Source organism: Nocardia sp. IFM 10818 (assembly GCF_054655275.1).
In genome coordinates, this window is sequence record NZ_BAAHJH010000001.1 from 975,680 (window position 1) to 996,648 (window position 20,969).

Sequence of the window (20,969 nt, forward strand, 5' to 3'; positions counted from 1 at the left end):
TATAGCGCGCCGCTGTATGCGGTCCTGCCTGCGTATTCGCTGTGGTGCCCCAATTTTCGGGGGCAGCATGCTTCGGCGTGAGTGATTCGCTCGTGAATATCGCGGGAACAAATCAACCTACGATTCGAGATTGCTCGAGAGTGGCCCGGACATATGGGGCCTATTTGTGTTGGAGGGAATGGATCACCAGTGGATACCGGGCGTCGTTCTGCACGCGGAAATCGCCGACGCCGGAACGGCGGTCAGCTGTTCCCCCAATTGCTCACCGCGGCGGTGGATTCCGCCTCGGATCGGGCGGCGATCCGGTTCGAGGACAGGCAGCTGACCTATCACGAACTGGATGAGGCCTCCTCGCGAGTGGCGCGGGAGCTGATCGATCGCGGCGTCGGTCCCGGCGATGTGGTGGCCATCGGCCTCACCCGGTCGCTCGAGTCGGTGCTCTGCGTCTGGGCGGTGGCGAAAACCGGTGCGGCGTATGTCCCCGTCGATCCCACCTATCCGAGTGACCGCATCGGCTACCTGCTGTCGGACTCGGGCGCGGTGCTGGGCCTGACCGTCGTTCGCCATCGCGCCGCACTGGGCGAGTCCGTGCCGTGGCTGGAACTCGACGATCCGGAGCAGCGCGACCGCATCGAGGCGCGGCCCGGACATCCGGTGTCCTATGCCGATCGGATCCGCACGCTCACCGAGCAGCATCCGGCCTATGTCATCTACACCTCCGGCTCCACCGGCCGCCCCAAGGGCGTCGCGGTCACCCACGGCGGCCTGAGCGCCCTCACCGTCTTCGAGCGCGAGCATTGCGGCATCACCGCGGACTCGCGCGTATTGCATGTCTGCTCGCCGAATTTCGATGTGTCGGTGCTCGAACTGCTGCTGGCCTTCAGCGCCGGCGCGACGCTGGTGATCGCTCCGCCGACCGCGTTCGGCGGTATCGAACTGGCGGAACTGCTGCGCCGCGAACGGGTCACGCACATGCTGATCACCCCGGGCGCGCTGGAATCGGTCGATCCCGCCGGCCTGGAGGACCTGCGCACCGTCATGGTCGCCGGCGACCGCTTCGGCCCGGATCTGCTGCGCCGCTGGGCGATACCCGGCCGCTCCTTCCTCAACGGCTACGGCCCGACCGAGGCCACCATCCTGGTGACCAGCAGCGCCGCGCTGCAACCGGATCAGGACATCACCATCGGCAATGCCACCCCCGGTGTGGGCGCCTTCGTGCTCGACGGCGGATTGCGCCCGGTGCCGGACGGGGTGGTCGGCGAACTGTACGTCTCGGGCCCGGCCCTGGCCCAGGGCTACCTGGGCCGTCCCGCGCTCACCGCGGATCGGTTCGTGGCCAATCCCTTCGGTGAGCTGGCGGGCGCCCCCGGTTCGCGGCTGTACCGCACCGGCGACCTGGCGCGCCGCCGCGAGGACGGCGCCGGTCTGGAAATTCTCGGCCGCGCCGACTTCCAGGTGAAGATCCGCGGCTTCCGCATCGAACTCGGCGAGATCGACGACGCCCTCACCGCCCACCCGGATCTCGATTTCGCGGCGACCATGGGCCGCACGCTGCCCTCGGGGGCGACCGCGCTGGTGGCCTATGTGCTGCCGGCGCCGGGCCGGACCGTGGACACCGCGGAGCTGGCCGAACACGTCGGGGCCACGCTGCCCGCGCACATGGTGCCCTCGGCGATCGTGGTGCTGGATCGGATTCCCTTGACCCCGAACGGCAAACTCGATCGCTCCGCGCTGCCGGAGCCGGTCTTCGAAACCCCGGTCTCCCGGGACCCGTCCGGTCCGGTGGAGACGCGCATCGCGCAATTGTTCGCCGAGCTGCTGCGCGTGGATCGCGTCGGCGCCGACGATTCCTTCTTCGCCATCGGCGGCGACAGCATCATGTCGATGCAGCTGGTCTCCCGGGCGCGGTCGGCCGGAATCGTCTTCACGCCCCAGGATGTGTTCGAGCACCGCACCGTGGCGCGGCTGGCCAAGGTCGCCATCGTCGGTGAGACGGCCGCGGCCGCGGTGCTCGCGGAACTGCCCGGCGGCGGCGCGGGCGAGATTCCGCTGACGCCGGTGCTGGCCCGCCAGCTCGCGCACGGGCTGTCGCAGCGGTACTTCCAGAGCATGGTGCTGGCGCTGCCGGAGGGTGTGCGGCGCACCGCGCTGGAGGCGACCGTGGCCGCGGTGCTGGACCACCACGATGTGCTGCGCGCGCGGATCTCCGCGGATGCGGACGCCGCGGGCGGGTGGCGGTTCGAGGTGCCGCCGCCGGGAGCCTTCGATATCGCGGCGGCAATCGCCGAGCTGGATGTGCCCGCCGGTGTCGACGACGCCGAGCTGGCCCGAATCGGCAGTGCCGCACTGGATTCCACCGCCGCCATGCTGAATCCGGTTGCGGGGCGGATGATCGCGTTCACCTGGCTGCGGCGGCCCGATGCCGCGGACGCGCTCGTCGTGGTCGCGCATCACTATGTGATCGACGGCGTGTCGTGGCGAATCCTGATTCCGGACTTCATGACCGCCTGGGCGCAGCTGACGGCGGGGCAGCAGCCCGCCCCGGCGGCCATCGGCACCTCGTTCCGGCGCTGGGCGCACGGGCTGGCGGAGGCGGCCGGATCGGCCGAACGGCTCGGCGAACTGGAGCACTGGCGGCGCGTGCTGGCGTATCCGGATCCGCCGCTCGGCGCCCGGGCGCTGGACGCCGCGGTGGACACCCATGCGACGATGCGGCGCTTCAGTGTCGAGGTGCCGGTGCACGTCACCGAGGCACTGCTGACGGAGGTGCCCGCCCGCTATCGCGGTGGTGTGAACGACGGCCTGCTCGCCGCACTGGCGGTGGCGGCGCGCTCGTGGCGGGCGCGCCGCGGCGTGGCCGCGCCGGTCACGCGGGTGCGCCTGGAAGGGCATGGGCGCGAAGAGGATACGGTCCCCGGCGCCGATCTCACCCGGACCGTCGGCTGGTTCACCAGCGTCTATCCGGTGGCCCTGGATCTGACCGGCATCGCGGCCGACGGGACGGCGGCGTCGACCGCGGCGGCCCTGCGCGCGGTGAAGGAACAGCTGCTGGCGGTGCCCGCCAAGGGCATCGGCTTCGGCCTGCTGCGGCACCTGAATCCGGAGACCGCCGCCGAACTCGGCGGCGACCTGGGCCAGATCGGGTTCAACTACCTCGGCCGGATCACCACCGGGGGTATGCCCGAGGGCGTCGAGGCGGCCGGCTGGCTGCCGACCGACGCGCTGGGCGAGCTGTCCGCCGAACAGGATTCGGCGCTCCCGGCCGATGTGGTCATCGATATCAACGCCATCGTGACCGACACCGAGGCCGGTCCGCGCCTGGGCGCGTCGTTCCAGTACGCGGCGGAGATCCTCGACCAGGCCGCCGTGCGCGAGCTGGCGCGGGAGTGGGTGGCCGCGCTGACCGCGGTGGCCGGACACCTCGAGGATCCGGCGGCCGGCGGTCTGACTCCGTCGGATGTGCCGCTGGTCCGGGCCTCGCAGGCGGAGCTGGATGCCTGGGGAGCCGCGTATCCCGGTCTGTCCGACGTCCTTCCGCTGTCGCCGCTGCAATCGGGCCTGCTGTTCCACACGCAGCTCACCGCGGGTGCGCCGGATATCTACGTGACCCAGTTCGTGATCGAGCTGTCCGGCGTGATCGATGTGCCCAGGTTGCGCGGCGCCGCCCAGGCGGTCCTGGATCGGCACGCCAGTCTGCGCGCCGCCTTCGTCACCGCCGCCGACGGCTCGCCGGTGCAGCTCGTGGTGGACGGCGTCACGGCCCCCTGGCAGGAGGTGGACGGCGTCGCGGACGACGAGCTGCCCGCGCTGCTCGAGGCCGATCAGCTGCGCCGATTCGATCCGGCCGCCGCGCCGATGGTGCGGTTCACCCTGTACCGCACCGCATCCGGGCGCGTGTGCTTCACGCTGACCAGCCATCACATCCTCTTCGACGGCTGGTCGCTGCCGCTGCTCATGAAGGATCTGCTGCTGCTGTACGCGACGCACGGCGATGCCTCGCAGCTGCCGCGCGTGCGGCCCTACCGTGACCATCTGGCATGGCTGTCGGGCCAGGATCGGGCGGCCACCGCCACGGTGTGGCGGTCGGCGCTGTCGGGCGCCGAGCGCACCGCGCTGCTGCCCGCGCTGCCGCGCGTGCGGCGGCCGGAGATCGGATTCGGTTCCCGCGCCTTCGAATTGACCGCCGAACAGACGGGGGCGCTGGCGAAGTTCGCCGGCGAGACCGGCGTCACCGTCAATACCGTCGTGCAGGCGGCGTGGAGCCTGCTGGTCGCCGGGTTCACCGGCCGCGACGATATCGTCTTCGGCGCGGTGGTGTCCGGCCGCCCGCCGCAGCTGGACGGTGTCGAGGATATTGTCGGCCTGTTCGTGAACACCATTCCGGTGCGGGTCCGGATGGATCCGTACCGGACGGCGCGAGAACTGCTGAGCCGCTTGCAGTCCGAGCAGGCGGCGCTGCTCGAACACCACTACCTCGGCCTCGGCGACATCCAGGCCGCCGCCGGAGTGGACGAGCTGTTCGACACCTTGGTCGCCTTCGAGTCGTATCTGGTCGACACCGACGGGCTGCGGCAGGCCGGCGGGGCCATCGACGGGCTGCGAGTCGACGATGTGCGCGGCGTGACCAACACCCACTATCCGGTGTCGGTGGTGGTCGAACTCGAGGAACGGCTGCGGGTGCAGGTGATGCACCGGCTCGACGCGGTCGACCCGGAAATCGCTGTGGCGCTGGCAGATCGGCTGCAACTGCTGATCGACCGGATCATCGCTGACCCGGATCGCACGCTCGCCGCAACGCATCTGCTGGCCGAAGCGGAATACGCACGGCTCACCCAGGTGAGTGACGGCGGGCCCGCGGCGGCGCTGCTGCCGGACCTGCTGACCCGGGGCGTGCTCGCCGGACCGGAGCGGATCGCGGTGCGCGCCGGCGATCGGTCGCTCAGCTATCGCGCGCTGGACGAGGCTTCGTCGCGCCTGGCGCGGGAGCTGATCGCGCACGGTGCCGGGCCGGGTGAACTGGTCGTCGTCGGCATTCCGCGGTCGCTGGAATCGGTGGTGGCGCTGTGGGGCGTGGCCAAGACCGGCGCCGCCTACCTGCCGCTGGACCCGAGCTACCCGGCCGAGCGGATCGCTCACATTCTCTCCGATTCGGGCGCGCGACTGGGCGTGACCATCGGCGCCGAGCGAGGCGCACTGGACAATTCGATCGAATGGGTCGTCCTCGACGATACCGATCGGATGCGTCACCTGGAATCACTTCCGGCGCATCCGGTCTCGGATCAGGACCGGCTTCGCCCGCTCACCGGGCAGCATCCGGCCTACGTCATCTACACCTCCGGTTCCACCGGTCTGCCCAAGGGCGTCGCGGTGACGCACGCGGGCCTGGCCGCCATGACGGCGCTGCGCGACGAGTACGACGTGACCGCGGATTCGCGGGTGCTGCACGTCATCAAGCCGAGTTTCGACTTCTCGCTCGAGGAGTTGCTGTTCGCCTTCGCCGCCGGCGCCACGCTGGTCATCGCGCCGCCGGAGGTCTACGCCGGTCCCGAACTCGCGGATCTGCTACGCCGCGAGCGGGTTTCGCATGTGCTGATCACGCCGGGCGCGCTGTCCTCGATCGAGCCCGGCGGGTTGGCCGATCTGCGGGTGCTGGTCACCGGAGCGGACGTGCTGAGCGCGGACCTGGTCGAGCGCTGGGCGCACGGCGACCGCGCCGTGTTCAATTCGTATGGGCCGACCGAGGCGACGGTCGTGGTGACCAGCGGGCGGATGCGGCCCGCGCAGCCGGTCACTATCGGTTCTCTCATTGCCGGCGTGGACGGTTTCGTGCTGGACGCCTGGTTGCGTCCGGTGCCCGCCGGGGTGACCGGCGAGCTGTACCTGTCGGGACCGGCACTGGCACAGGGCTATCTGGGCCGGCCGGAATTGACCGCCGAGCGGTTCATCGCCAATCCGTTCGCGACCGGGGCGGAATCCTCGGGTGCGCGGTTGTATCGCACCGGTGATCTGGTGCGCCGCACCGAGACCGGGGAATTCGAATTCCTGGGCCGCACCGATTTCCAGGTGAAGATTCGCGGTTTCCGCATCGAACTGGGTGAGATCGACAATGCCCTCCGGGGTCATGCCGATGTCGGCCAGGCCGTGACGGTGGGCCGGACGCTGCCCTCCGGCGTCACCGCGCTGGTCTCGTATGTGCTGGCCGCCGCGGACCGGACCGTCGATACCGCGCAGCTGCTGGAACACGCCAAACAGGTGCTGCCGGAGCACATGGTGCCCGCGGCCGTCGTGGTGCTGGACGAACTTCCGCTGACGCCCAACGGCAAACTCGATCGCGAAGCCCTGCCCGCGCCCGAATTCCAGGCGCGGACCTACCGCGAACCGTCCACCCCGGCCGAACAGGTCGTCGCCCGGGTGCTGGCCGAGGTGCTCGGCGTCGAGCGGGTGGGCGCGGACGACGACTTCTTCTCACTCGGCGGCAATTCGCTGCTGGCCACCCGCGTCGTGGCGCGTATCAATGAGGCCACCGGCGGAAGCATCGGAGTACGGGAGCTTTTCGCGACCCCGGCCGTGGCCGAGCTGGCCGCCCGCATCGAGAACAGCTCGGGCGCGGCCCGTCCGGCCTTGGCGCCCATGCCGCGACCGGAACGCATTCCGCTCTCGCCCGCGCAGCAGCGGATGTGGGTGCTCAACCAGCTGGAACCGGAATCGCCGTACTACAACATGCCGCTGGCCATCCGGCTGACCGGCACGCTCGATGTGCCCGCCCTGCGCGCGGCCGTGGCCGACGTGCTGGAACGCCATGAGTCGCTGCGCACCCGGTATCCCGTGGACGGTCCCGGCGGACTGCCGTACCAGGAGATCCTTTCCGTCGCAGCGGCTTTCCCGGAACCGCTGCGCGTCGAGGAGGCCGCCGACCCGGCCGCCGTGCCCGCTCGCATCGCCGAGCTGGTGACGACCGGATTCGACGTGACCGCCGCGCCGCCGGTGCGCACCCTGCTGCTTACCGGTCGCGACTCCGAACATGTGTTGATCGTTGTGGCGCACCATATTTCGGCGGACGGCGTCTCCATGAGCCCGCTGGCCCGGGATCTGGTGACGGCCTATGTGGCCCGCATCGGCGGCATGGCTCCCGAGTGGGCCCCGCTGCCGGTCCAGTACGCCGACTTCGCGCTCTGGCAGCGCCAGATCACCGGCGACGACGAGGACGAGAATTCGGTCGCCGGACGGCAATTGGCGTACTGGCGGGCACAGCTGGCGGATTCGCCGGAACTGCTCGAACTGCCCGCCGACCGGCCGCGGCCGCCGCAGCCGTCCCTGCGCGGCGCCGTCACCGGCTTCGTGGTGCCCGAACAAGTACATCGCGGGCTGATCGACCTTGCCCGCGACAGCAATTCGACCCTGTTCATGGTCGTGCACGCGGCGCTGGCGGTGCTGCTGGCGCGACTGTCCGGCAGCTCGGACATCGCCGTCGGCGCTCCGATCGCGGGGCGTGGCGAGCGCGCGCTGGACGATCTGGTCGGCATGTTCGTCAATACGCTGACCCTGCGCACGCCGGTGAGCTCCGACGCCACCTTCGAGAGTCTTCTCGCGCTGGCGCGGGAAACCGACCTCGATGCCTTCGCCAATGCCGACATCCCCTTCGAACGCGTGGTGGAGGCGGTCGCCCCGGCCCGCTCCACCGCGCACAACCCGCTGTTCCAGGTGGCGCTGTCGTTCGACAACGCCGAGCAGGCCGCCTTGGAGCTGCCGGGCCTGAGCATCGCGGCGCTCGACACCGGCGCGGCGGCAGCGAAATTCGATCTGCTGGTGCTCGCCGAGCCCGGGCAGCGGGACGACGGCACGCCCGGGGATCTGGCCATCTCCTTCACCTACGCGACCGATCTGTTCGACGAGCCGACCGTGGCCGCGTTCGGCCGCCGCTTCCAGCGGATTCTCGCGGCGGTGGCCGGTGATCCGGCCGTCGTCGTCGGCGATATCGACATTCTCGATCCCGCGGAGCGGCCCGTCGCGGCACTGCCCGTGGCGCAGGCCGCGACGGCCGTGCCCGGCGGCACCCTGCCGCAGCTGCTCGAAGCGGCCGTGGAGGCGAACCCGGACGGTCTCGCCCTTGTCTTCGCCGACGGCGACCGGACCCTGGCCGAGCTCGGCTATCTCGAGCTCGACGCCCGCTCGACCCGGCTGGCTCGGCTGCTCATCGAGCGCGGTGTCGGGCCGGAAGACATTGTCGCGGTCGGCATTCCGCGATCCATCGAATCGGTGCTGGCGGTCTGGGCGGTCGCCAAGACCGGCGCGGCCTTCGTTCCGGTCGATCCGAACTACCCGCCGGAGCGCGTGGCCTATCTGGTGGCCGACTCCGGCGCGCGGCTCGGTCTGACCGTGGGCGCGGTGCACGCGGGGCTGCCGGACGGGCTGGACTGGCTCGATATCGACGATGCCGCCTTCCTGGACGCGCTCGCACAGCGGTCGGACGCACCCGTCACCGATGCCGATCGCGTGCGGCCCCTGCGCCCGGAACACCCGGCCTACGTCATCTACACCTCGGGTTCCACCGGCCGCCCCAAGGGCGTGGTGGTGGCCCAGGCCGGTGTGTTCGCCTTCAGCGCCCACCAGCGCGAGACGCTGCACGCCATCGGCGCCACCCGCACGCTGCACGTCATCTCGCCATCCTTCGACGTCTCGGTGGCCGAACTGCTGCTGACCCTCGGCAGCGCGGGCACCATGGTGGTGGCCGCGCCGGAGGTGTACGGCGGCGCGGAACTCGCCGCTCTGCTGCACCGCGAGCGAGTGACGCACATGTTCATCACACCGTCCGCGCTGGCCTCGGTGGATCCGGCCGGGCTGGACCGCTTGCGCACGGTGTGTGTGGCCGGTGAGGCCTGCCCGCCGGAGCTGGTGCGCCGCTGGGCGATTCCGGTCGCCGGTGGCCGCATGCGCCGGTTCGTCAACGGCTACGGCCCGACCGAGGCGACCATCATCGCCAATTACGGTGTGCAGGCCCCGGATCGGCCGGTGACCATCGGCCCGCCGGTGCCCGGCATGACGGAGTACGTCCTCGACGATCGACTACGGCCGGTGCCCACGGGCGTGACCGGCGAGCTGTATCTCGCCGGTATCCAGCTGGCCCGCGGATACCTGGCGCGACCGGGGCTGACGGCGGACCGGTTCGTGGCCAACCCGTTCGGACCCGCCGGAGCCCGCCTCTACCGCACCGGCGACCTGGCGCGGTGGACCGCCGCCGGCGAGGTGGAATATCTGGGCCGCAACGACTTCCAGGTCAAGGTGCGCGGTTTCCGGATCGAACTGGGTGAGATCGACGCCCTGCTCGCCGGGCACGACACCGTGGACTTCGCCGTCACTGTCGGGCACCGAATGGACAGCGGCGCAACCATTCTGGTCGCCTACGTGCACGCCGCCCCGGGCGCGACGGTCGATACCGCGGAACTCACCGCCCTGGCCGCGCGCACCCTGCCCGCGCACATGGTGCCCACTGTCATCATGGTGCTCGACACCATCCCGCTGACCCCGGTCGGCAAGCTGGATCGGCGCGCGCTCCCGGCTCCGCGGGTGCGGGCCAAGGAGTTCCGGGCCCCGGCGGGGCCGCGGGAGGAACTGGTCGCGGAGGTCTTCGCGGCGCTGCTGCACCCGGACGATCCGGAGGCCCGGGTCGGCGCGGACGACGATTTCTTCGAGCTCGGCGGCAACTCCCTGCTGGCCGCGCGGGCCATGGCCCGGATCAGCGCGGCGCTCGATACCCGGGTGCCCGCGCGAGTGCTGTTCGAGGCCTCCACCGTGGCCGGACTGGCCGCGCTGGTGGATCAGTCGGCCGGACACGGCGACCGCAAGGCGCTGGTGGCGGGTCCGCGGCCGGAATCGGTGCCGCTGTCACCCGCCCAGCAGCGCATGTGGCTGCTCAATCAGATCGACCCGGCCTCGGTCGCCTACAACATGCCGATCGCGGTGCGATTGTCGGGCGCAGTGGACGTCGACGCGCTGCGCGCCGCCATCACGGATGTGATCGCCCGCCACGAGATCCTGCGGACCGTCTACCCGCGCACCGAAACCGGTGCGGCACAGGTGATCCTGCCCATCGCGCAGGCGACACCGGAACTCGACATCCGGTCCGTCACCGCCGATGGGCTGGTGGCCGAGCTGCGGCACCTGGTGGACACCGGCTTCGATGTGACCGCCGCAGTGCCGCTGCGCATCGCACTGTTCGAAATCGACGGCGCCCCCGGCGAATTCGTGCTTGCACTGGTGATACACCACATCTCCGGCGACGGTGCGTCGTTCGCACCGCTCACCCGGGATCTGGTGACCGCCTACGCGGCGCGCACCACCGGGCAGGAACCCGCGTGGACGCCGCTGGCGGTGCAGTACGCGGACTACACCCTGTGGCAGCGTGAGCTGCTGGGCAGCGAGGACGATCCGGAATCGCTCACGGCCCGTCAGGTCGAGTACTGGCGGCAGACCCTCGCCGGCCTACCCGACCAGCTGGAACTTCCGGCGGATCGGCCGCGCCCGGCGGTGCAGTCCTACGCCGGCGGCCGGGTGGAAATCCAGATCGACGCCGAAACCCACCGTGCGCTCACCGAATTGGCGCGCACGGAAGGCGCGACGCTGTTCATGGCCGTGCACACGGCCTTCGCGGTGCTGCTGGCCCGGTTGTCCGGCACCGATGACATCGCCATCGGCACCCCGATGGCGGGCCGCGGCGAGGCCGTCCTCGACGACCTCATCGGCATGTTCGTCAACACCCTGGTGTTCCGCACCCGGGTCGACGACGGCGCGGCCTTCACCGCACTGCTGGCCCGCCAGCGCGAAGCCGACATCCAGGCCTTCGCCCACGCGGACGTGCCCTTCGAGCGCCTGGTCGAGGTGCTCAATCCGGTGCGCTCCGCCGCCCGCCACCCCCTGTTCCAGGTCGGCCTGTCGTTCCAGAACCTGGGCCGCTCGGTCCTGGAACTACCCGGCCTCACCGTCGCCGGCCTGGACATCGACACCGAGATCACCCAATTCGACCTGCACCTCATCGTCACCGACACCTACGACGCGGCAGGCGAACCCACCGGCATCGCCGGCGTGTTCACCTACGCCACCGCGCTGTTCGACCAGGCGACGGTGCAGGGCTTCGCGGATCGCTTCGTGCGCCTGCTCGAAGAGATCATCACCGCACCGCACCGCGCGGTCGGAGACCTGGAGTTCCTCGCCCCGGCCGAACGAGCGGCCCTGTCGGCGCCCAATGCGACCGAACACCCGGTGGATTCGGCGACCACCCTTGCCACCCTGCTGGACGCGGCCATGGTCACCGCGCCCGACTCGATCGCCCTGCTCGCGGATTCGCCCGACGGACGGGTCGAACTCACCTACGGCGAACTCGCCACCCGGGTGAATCGCCTGGCCCGGCACCTGATCTCACTGGGCGTAGGCCCGGAGCAGCGGGTCGCCCTGGCACTGCGGCGTTCGGTGGATCTGGTCGTCGCCATGTACGCGGTCTCGGCCGCCGGCGGCGCGTACGTGCCGGTCGACCCGGACCAGCCGGGGGAGCGGACCCGCTACCTCCTGGAGACCGCCGCACCGGTATGCGTGCTGACCACCGGCGCAGACGGTTTCGAGCTGGAATCCCTCAGCCAGGAGGCGCGCGGGAGCGAATCCCTTCGTCATCCCGGCGCGATTCTCGGCCGGGATCCACACCACGCCGGTGATGACGTCGCCGGTGTGGATTCCGGCCAACCCCATGCCGGAATGACGGATCAGGCAGCGGGCGAAGATCTGTCGGAGGCATTCCGCGAAGCTGCGCCGCACGTACCGGTGTTGCGCCTGGACGAGCTCGATCTGTCGGGGTACTCGCCCGCGCCGATTGCTGTCGCTGAACGCATCGGCCGCCTGCGGCCGTCCAATACCGCGTACGTGATCTTCACGTCCGGTTCGACCGGCCGCCCGAAGGGCGTGGCGGTGTCGCACTCGGCCATCGTGAATCAGTTGCTCTGGAAGACCGCGGAATTCGGGCTGACGGCCGAGGACGCGGTGCTGCTCAAGACGGCCGCGACCTTCGATCTCTCGGTCTGGGAGTTCTGGTCGGCGGCCGTCGCCGGGGGCCGCCTGGTGATCGCCGCGGCCGATGGGCAGCGCGATCCGGCGTACCTCAACGAGCTCATGGCCCGGGAGCGCGTCACCACGCTGCACGTGGTGCCGTCCATGCTCGACGCGCTGCTCACCGAATCCGGTGGAGCGCTCTCGGACTCGCTGCGGCGCGTGCTCGCCATCGGTGAGGCGCTGCCGCCCTCGGTGGCGCGGCGTTTCCGCGCCGCGAACAAGGGGGCCGGGCTGTTCAACCTGTACGGTCCGACCGAAACTGCCGTGTCGATCACCAGCCATGCCGTCGGCGATGCCGACGAGCTGTCGGTGTCCATCGGTGCGCCGGTGTGGAACAGCCAGGCGCATGTGCTGGACCAGCGGCTGCATCCGGTCCCGGTGGGTGTCTCCGGTGAGCTGTACCTGGCCGGTGATCAGCTGGCACGTGGCTATTTCGGGCGATCCGACCTCACCGCGGATCGTTTCGTGGCGAACCCGTTCCAGGGCAACGGATCTCGCATGTACCGCACCGGTGACCTGGTGGCGTGGAATGCCGCCGGTGAGCTGGAGTACCGGGGCCGTACCGACTTCCAGGTGAAGATCCGCGGCTTCCGCATCGAGCTGGGCGAGATCGAGGCGGCGCTGCTGGCGTTGCCGGAGGTAGCGCAGGCGGCAGTGCTGGCCAGGGCCGATCAGCGCACCGGCGACCGCCTGGTGGCGTATCTGGTGCCCCAGCGCGCAGCGGGGAGTCCCGCCCGCCATCGCGGCATGCCGTTGGCCGGGACCTCCGACGGCCTGGCGGATTCCGGCCAAGACCGCGCCGGAATGACAACGGAAACCTCCGGCCGGGCATTCAGCACGCTGGAGACGGAGACGGAAACTTCCGGCTGGGCGCCCGGCACGCTGGAGATGGAGACGGACACTTCCGGCTGGGCGCCCGGCACGCTGGAGATGGAGACGGACACTTCCGGCTGGGCGCTCGGCACGCTGGAGATGGAGACGGACACTTCCGGCTGGGCGCTCGGCACGCTGGAGATGGAGACGGACACTTCCGGCTGGGCGCTCGGCACGCCGGAGACGGAGCTCGAAGTCGCGCGGGTGAAGTCGGCATTGTCGGCGGCGCTGCCGTCGTACATGGTGCCCGCGGCGTTCGTGGTGCTCGACGAGTTGCCGTTGAACGTCAACGGCAAGCTGGATCGAAAGGCGTTGCCGGAGCCGGAGTTCGCGGCGACGGCCTTCCGCGCGCCCGCCACTCCTATCGAGCAGCTGGTGGCCGGTGTGTTCGCCGAGGTGCTGCACCTCGAGGGTGACGCGCCTATTGGTTTGGATGATGATTTCTTCGCGCGGGGCGGCAATTCGCTGCTTGCCACTCAGGTCGCGGCGCGGCTCGGCGCGGCGCTCGATACCCGGGTGCCGGTGCGCCTGCTGTTCGAGGCGGCGACGGTGGCGGCGCTGGCCGCGCGGGTGGAATTGGATGCGGGTTCCGGCGGGCGCAAGGCGCTGACGGCCGGGCCGCGGCCGGAGGAGATTCCGCTGTCGCTGGCGCAGCAGCGGATGTGGTTCCTCAACCGGTTCGACACCGAGTCGGCCGCCTACAACGTGCCCGTCGCGGTGCGGTTGTCCGGGGCGCTGGATGTGGAGGCGTTGCGGGCCGCGGTGGCGGATGTGGTCGCCAGGCACGAGATTCTGCGGACGATCTATCCGCAGACCGAGAACGGTCCGGTGCAGGTGATCCTGCCGCCCTCGCAGGCGGTGCCGGCGCTCGAGGTTCGCGCTGTCGCGGTCGACGAGATTCCGGCCGCGGTGGTGGAGGTGAACTCGACCATCTTCGACGTCACCGTCGAGGTGCCGTTGCGGGTGGCGCTGTTCGAGATCGCGGACGATGAACACGTCATCGCCATGGTCGTGCACCACATCTCGGCGGATGGCTCCTCGATGGGTCCGCTGACCCGCGATCTGATGACCGCGTATGCCGCTCGCGCCTTGGGCGTGGAACCGGCGTGGGCGCCGCTGGCGGTGCAGTACGCCGACTACGCGGTGTGGCAGCGCGAATTGCTGGGCAGCGAGGACGATTCGGAGTCGCTGGCCGCCAAGCAGGTCGGCTACTGGAAGCAAGCGCTGGCCGGGCTGCCCGACCAGCTGGACCTGCCCGCCGACCGGCCCCGCCCCGCGGTGCAGTCCTTCCGGGGCGGCCGGGTCGAGGTGAATATCGACGCCGATACGCATGGAGCGCTGCTCGAATTGGCGCGCGCCGAAGGCGCGACGCTGTTCATGGTCGTGCACACCGCGCTCGCGGTGCTGCTGGCGCGGCTGTCGGGCACCGGCGATATCGCCATCGGCACGCCGACCGCGGGCCGCGGTGAGGCGGCGCTGGACGATCTGATCGGCATGTTCGTCAACACCCTGGTGTTCCGCACCGAGGTCGATGCCGGTGCACCGTTCGCGGAACTGCTGAACCGCCAGCGGGAGACCGATATCCAGGCGTTCGCGCACGCGGACGTGCCGTTCGAGCGACTCGTCGAGGTGCTCAACCCGGTGCGCTCCACCGCGCGGCACCCGCTGTTCCAGGTGGGCCTGTCGTTCCAGAATCTGGCCCAGTCCAGCCTGGAGCTACCCGGCCTCACGGTGTCCGGCCTGGAGTTCGACACCGAACTCTCACAGTTCGACCTGCACCTGATCGTCGCCGACCGATACGGCGAAACTGGTGCGGCCGAGGGCATTACGGGCTTCCTCACCTATGCGGCCGATCTGTTCGACCGCGCGACGGTGCAGGGCTTCGCGGATCGATTCGCGCGCCTGCTCGCCGCGATCGTCGCCGCACCCCGCACTGCCGTCGGGGATCTCCCGTTCTTGGCTGCGGCCGAACAGCAGGAGTTGTTCGCGCGCAATGAGACCGAGCATCGGGTGGGCCGGGCGACGCTGAGTGCGTTGCTGGACGCTTCCGTTGCCGCCGATCCGAAGTCGGTTGCGATTGTGGCCGATCGGGTCGAGGGTGTGCCGGAGTCGCTGACCTACCGGGAGCTCGACGCCCGGGTGAACCAGCTGGCGCGTGAGCTGATCGCGCGGGGTGTCGGTGCGGAAGATCGTGTGGCGCTGGCCATCCGGCGTTCCACCGATCTTGTTGTCGCGATGTACGCGGTGGCCAAGGCGGGTGCGGCGTATGTGCCGATCGATCCGGATCAGCCTGCCGAGCGGACCGGGTACATTCTCGAGACCGCTGCTGTCGCATGTGTGCTGACCACGAGCGGTGACGGTTTCGAGGTCGAGTCCTCGGGATCGGTGCTGCGTATCGATGAGCTCGATCTATCGGGTTACTCGGATGCGCCGATCACCGCTGCAGAGCGGGTGCGGGAGTTGACCGCCGCCAACACGGCGTATGTCATCTTCACCTCCGGCTCGACCGGTCGCCCCAAGGGTGTCGCGGTGCCGCACGGCGCGGTGGTCAACCAGTTGCTGTGGAAGGTCACCGAATTCGGTCTCGACCCGGCCGATGCGGTGTTGTTGAAGACGGCTGCCACCTTCGACCTGTCGGTGTGGGAGTTCTGGTCGGCTGTCGCGTGTGGTGGTCGCTTGGTTATCGCGACGCCGGATGGGCACAAGGATCCGGCGTACCTGAACGAGTTGATCGCGCGGGAATGGGTGACCACCCTGCATGCGGTGCCGTCGATGCTGGACGCGCTGGTGACCGATGGTCTGCCGGATTCGCTGTGGCGGATCCTGGCCATTGGTGAGGCGTTGCCGGGTCCGTTGGCGCAGCGGGTGTTGCGCGAGTCCCCGCGTACGGAGTTGTTCAATCTGTACGGTCCGACCGAGGCCGCGGTCTCGATCACCAACCACCGGGTCACCGACGCGGATCAAGGATCGGTACCTATCGGTGCGCCCGTGTGGAACAGCCAGGTGTACGTCCTCGACGCCCGGCTGCGGCCGGTACCGGCGGGTGTCTCCGGTGAGCTGTACCTGGCCGGTGCGCAGTTGGCGCGTGGCTACTTCGGGCGTGCGGACCTGACCTCGGACCGGTTCGTGGCGAACCCGTTCGCTGCCAATGGTTCTCGTATGTACCGCACCGGTGACCTGGTGGCGTGGAATGCCGCCGGTGAGTTGGAGTACCGGGGTCGTACCGATTTCCAGGTGAAGATCCGCGGCTTCCGCATCGAACTGGGTGAGATCGAGACCGCGCTGCTGGCCCAGCCGGAGATCACCCAGGCCGTCGTGATCGCCAAATCGGACCGGCGTCTCGGCGACCGGCTCGTCGCCTATCTGGTGTCGGCGGACGCGAATATCGATACGGCGCAAGTGAAGTCGGCGCTGTCCGGCCTGCTGCCGTCGTACATGGTGCCGTCGGCCTTCGTAGCACTGGCGGCGCTGCCGCTCACCGTCAACGGCAAGCTGGATCGAAAGGCACTGCCGGAACCCGAATTCGAGACCACCGCCTTCCGTGCACCGGCCACTCCGATCGAGGAGATCGTGGCGGGCGTGTTCACCGATGTGCTCGGCGCCGAGCGGGTGGGCGCGGACGACGACTTCTTCGCCCTGGGCGGCAACTCCCTGCTGGCCACCCAGGTGGCGGCCCGGCTCGGTGCGGCGCTCGGCGCCCGGGTCCCGGTGCGCGCCCTGTTCGAGGCGTCCACCGTCGCCGAATTGGCCACGCATGTGGAGCGCTACCGCGAGGCGGGCGACCGCATACCGCTCATCGCGGGACAGCGACCCGAGCTGGTGCCGCTGTCCATGGCGCAGCAGCGCATGTGGTTCCTGAACCGGTTCGACAGCGCCTCGGCGGCCTACAACATCCCGGCCGCGGTCCGGCTGACCGGTGACCTCGACATCGCCGCGCTGCGGGCGGCGGTCCTGGATGTCGTGGCCCGGCACGAGGTGCTGCGCACCGTCTACCCGGATACGCCCACCGGCCCGGCGCAGCGGGTGCTGCCCGCCACCGCCGCGGCCCTGGAATTGACGCCGGAGGACGCCGACGCCGCCACCCTGCGCGAACGGATCATCGAGGTGGTCTCGCGCGGCTTCGATGTCACCACCGAGATTCCCTTGCGTGCCAACCTGTTCCGCCTCGGCGACCACGACCATGTGATCGTGCTGGTGGCGCATCACATCAGCGCCGACGGCTGGTCCATGGCGCCGCTGACCCGGGATGTGATGCTCGCCTACGCCGCCCGGCTCGCCGGTGCGGCGCCGGGCTGGGCCCCGCTGCCGGTGCAGTACGCGGACTACGCCATCTGGCAGCGTGCGGTACTGGGCTCGGAGGCCGATCCGGACAGCCTGATCTCCCGGCAGGCCGGCTACTGGCGCACCGCGCTGGCGGGGCTGCCCGATGAGCTGAGCCTGCCCGCGGATCGCCCGCGGCCGCCGGTGCAGTCCGGTTCCGGTGGGCGCGTGCACTTCTCGATCCCGCCCGAAATCCGGGCGGGGCTGCTGGAGCTGGCGCGCGGCCGCCACGCCACGCCGTTCATGGTGGTGCACGCCGCCTTCGCGGCGCTGCTGGCGCGCTTGTCGGGCACCGACGATATCGCCATCGGCACCCCGGTCGCCGGGCGCGGCGAGGCCGAGCTCGACGATCTGGTCGGCATGTTCGTCAATACCCTGGTGCTGCGGACCCGCGTGCCGGGCGGAACCAGCTTCGGCGAACTGGTCGAGGCCACCCGCGAAACCGATCTGCAGGCGTTCGCGCACGCCGATATTCCGTTCGAGCAGTTGGTCGAACTGCTGCGACCGGAACGGTCCACGGCGCGCAATCCGCTGTTCCAGGTCATGCTGTCGTTCGCGAATCTGCCCGACACCACCCTGGAGCTGCCCGGATTGCGGGTCGGCGCGGTCGATTTCGACTCCGGGACCGAACAGGTCGATCTGTCGCTGACCATTCAGGACTCCGGCGTCGCCGGCGGCGGCATGGCCGCCATGCTGTCCTACACCCGGGATCTGTTCGACGAGAGCACCGTCGAGCTGCTCGCGCAGCGGTTCGTACGCCTGCTGGCGGGCCTGATCGCCGAACCCGACCGGGCCATCGGCGATATCGCGCTGCTGTCCGACCCCGAGCACGCCGAGCTGACCGGGATCACCGGCGCCCCGACGGTCACCGCCGGACTCCTGCCCGAGCTGCTCGCCCATGGCGCGCACCGGTATCCGGATGCGGTCGCGGTCCGCGACCAAGGCGACTCGATCACCTATCGTGAGCTGGACGAGTACTCGAACCAGCTGGCGCGCTTGCTGATCGGGCGCGGTGTGGGCCCGGAGCGCTGCGTCGCCCTGGCCATGCCGCGGTCCTACGAGATGATCGCCGCCCTCTGGGCGGTGGCCAAGACCGGCGCCGCCTTCGTGCCGATCGATCCGGGCTACCCCTGGGAGCGAATGCGGCACATGCTCGTCGACTCCGGCGCCGTACTGGGTATCACCCTGTCCGAGTACAGCTCTCGGCTCCCGGGCGGAGTCGAGTGGTGGCTGGCCGATGACCCGGTCACCGAGGCGCTGTGCGAGAGGCGGTCCGCGGCGCCGGTCACCGATGCGGACCGGATCCGGCCGCTGCGGCCCGAGCACGCCGCGTACATGATCTACACCTCCGGTTCGACCGGCCTGCCCAAGGGGGTGACGGTCACCCACACCGGCCTCGGCGCCATGGTGGATGTCGCCGCCGACCGGTACCGCCTCGCCTGTGGGCACCGGATGCTGCAGGTCGGCTCGCCCAGCTTCGATCAGTCGATCGAAGAGTGGCTGGGGACCTTCCACCTGGGCGCGACCCTGGTGATCGTGCCCGCCGACATCATCGGCGGCGCCGAACTGGACGAGCTCATCCAGGCCGAGCAGGTGACGCACACCGTCATCACCCCGGCCGTCCTGGGCACCCTGGACCCGGCGCGCGCGGACCGGCTGGAAACGGTCTCGGCGGGCGGTGATGTGACGACGCCCGAACTGCTGGCGAAATGGCAGCCCGGCCGGCGCTACATCAATGGCTACGGCCCGACCGAGATGACGATCGGCGCCACTTACGCGGAATTGCGTGCGGGAGAACGCATCACCATCGGCGAACCCGTCGCCGGCATGTGGGCGGCCGTCCTCGACGCCAGGCTGCGGCCGGTGCCCGCGGGCGTGGTCGGCGAGCTGTACCTCGCCGGCCCGGCCATGGCTCGCGGATATCACCGCCGGCCGGCGCTCACCGCGGAACGGTTCGTCGCCAACCCCTTCGACGCGTCCGGGGAGCGCATGTACCGCACCGGCGACCTGGTGCGCTGGACCGATGCGAACGGCCGCCGCGAGCTGGAATACCTGGGCCGCACCGACTTCCAGGTGAAGATCCGCGGCCTGCGCATCGAACTCGGCGAGATCGACGCGGTGCTCGGGACGCATCCGGATATCGCGTACGCGCACACCCTCGGCCGGGAGAACCCGTCCGGGGCAACGGTCCTGGTGTCGTACGTGCTGCCGGAACCGGACCGGATCGTGGATTCGGCCGCGCTGCTCGCGCATGCCGCCCGCAGCCTGCCGTCCCATATGGTCCCGGCCGCGGTGGTGGTGCTCGACCGGATCCCGCTCACCCCGGTGGGCAAGCTGGACCGCAAGGCGCTGCCCGCACCGGTGTTCGCGGTCCGGGAGTTCCGCGCGCCGGGCACCCCGCGCGAGATCGCGGTCTGCGCCGCCTTCGCCGAGGTGCTCGGGGCCGAGTCGATCGGGCTGGACGACAACTTCTTCGAGCACGGCGGCACCTCGCTCAGCGCGACGCGACTCGCGGCCCTGCTGAGCGCCGCACTCGGCGAGCGCGTTCCGGTGATGCTGCTGTTCACCGCGCCCACGCCCGCGAATCTGGTCGCCGCCCTGGGCGATTCACCGGGCCTGCACGACGGCGAAGCCGCCTTCGACGTCCTGCTCCCGCTGCGCACCACCGGCACCGCGGAGCCGCTGTTCTGCATTCATCCGATCGGCGGCATCGCCTGGTCCTTCGCGGGCCTGGCCGCGCACCTGGACGCGGATCGGCCGATCTACGGTCTGCAGTCCCCGGCGCTGCGCGCGGACGGCGAGCTGCCGGACTCGATCGAGGACTGGGCGCGCCGGTATGTGAAGGAGATCCGGTCCGTGCAGCCCGCGGGCCCGTATCACCTGCTGGGCTGGTCGCTCGGCGGCGTGCTCGCCCACGCCATCGCGGTGCAGCTGCAGGACGAGGGCGCCGAGGTGGCCCTGCTGGCCATGATGGACAGCTACAACGAGAGCGGCGGCGAGTTCGCCGGTCTCGCGGACGCGCCCGCGATTCCGCTGGCGGAGGTGGCGGGCGGCCTGCTCGGCGAGCACGCGGCCGGGCTGGAGCTGGACGCGAACCTCGATGCGCGGGAGCTGGCCGGGCAATTGGCGCGGCTGCCGGAACCGTTCGCCTCGTTCGGATCCGAGCGGATCACCCGGATCCTGGACGCGGCCCTGCGCTCGGCGTCGCTGCCGAGCCGGTACGCGGCGCCCGTTTTCCGCGGTGACCTGGTGTATTTCAGTGCCGCCCAGGACGACCCGACGGGCCGGACGGGAGCGTCGACCTGGCAGAACGCAATCGAGGGACCGGTATCGGTGTATCCGGTCCAGGCCACCCACTGGCGCATGACCGGTGACCCCGCGCTGGCGCGAATTGCGGTGGTGCTGAGCGAAAGATGGGCGGGCGAGATCATGTGATGTGACGCAAATCACTTCTCTGCAACATGCCGAGGTCTTTACGCCGATACAGGGTGAGTTCGCCCAGACCGTTCGGAATGCCGGAGCATGTACACGATGCGCACAGCGCATGGACGGTCGGGTGAGCCGTGTCCGCCACGGCGCGGGCTCGATACCATCAGTGCTCGGACCCGCGTTCGGCCGAGCGAGGATGAGGGACGTCGATCGGCCGGTCACCAGCGGCGCGGACCAGCAAGACCGAGAGGTGA

Annotated in this window: 1 protein-coding gene; it reads left to right on the forward strand. The window is 70.2% G+C overall.

The window, feature by feature from the left end; all coding sequences use genetic code 11:
* Nucleotides 1-189 precede the first annotated feature (189 nt).
* Nucleotides 190-20,721, forward strand: coding sequence for a non-ribosomal peptide synthetase (locus tag ACYQ5L_RS04575; protein WP_459955732.1), 20,532 nt, complete (start codon nt 190-192; stop codon nt 20,719-20,721).
* Nucleotides 20,722-20,969: the final 248 nt, after the last annotated feature.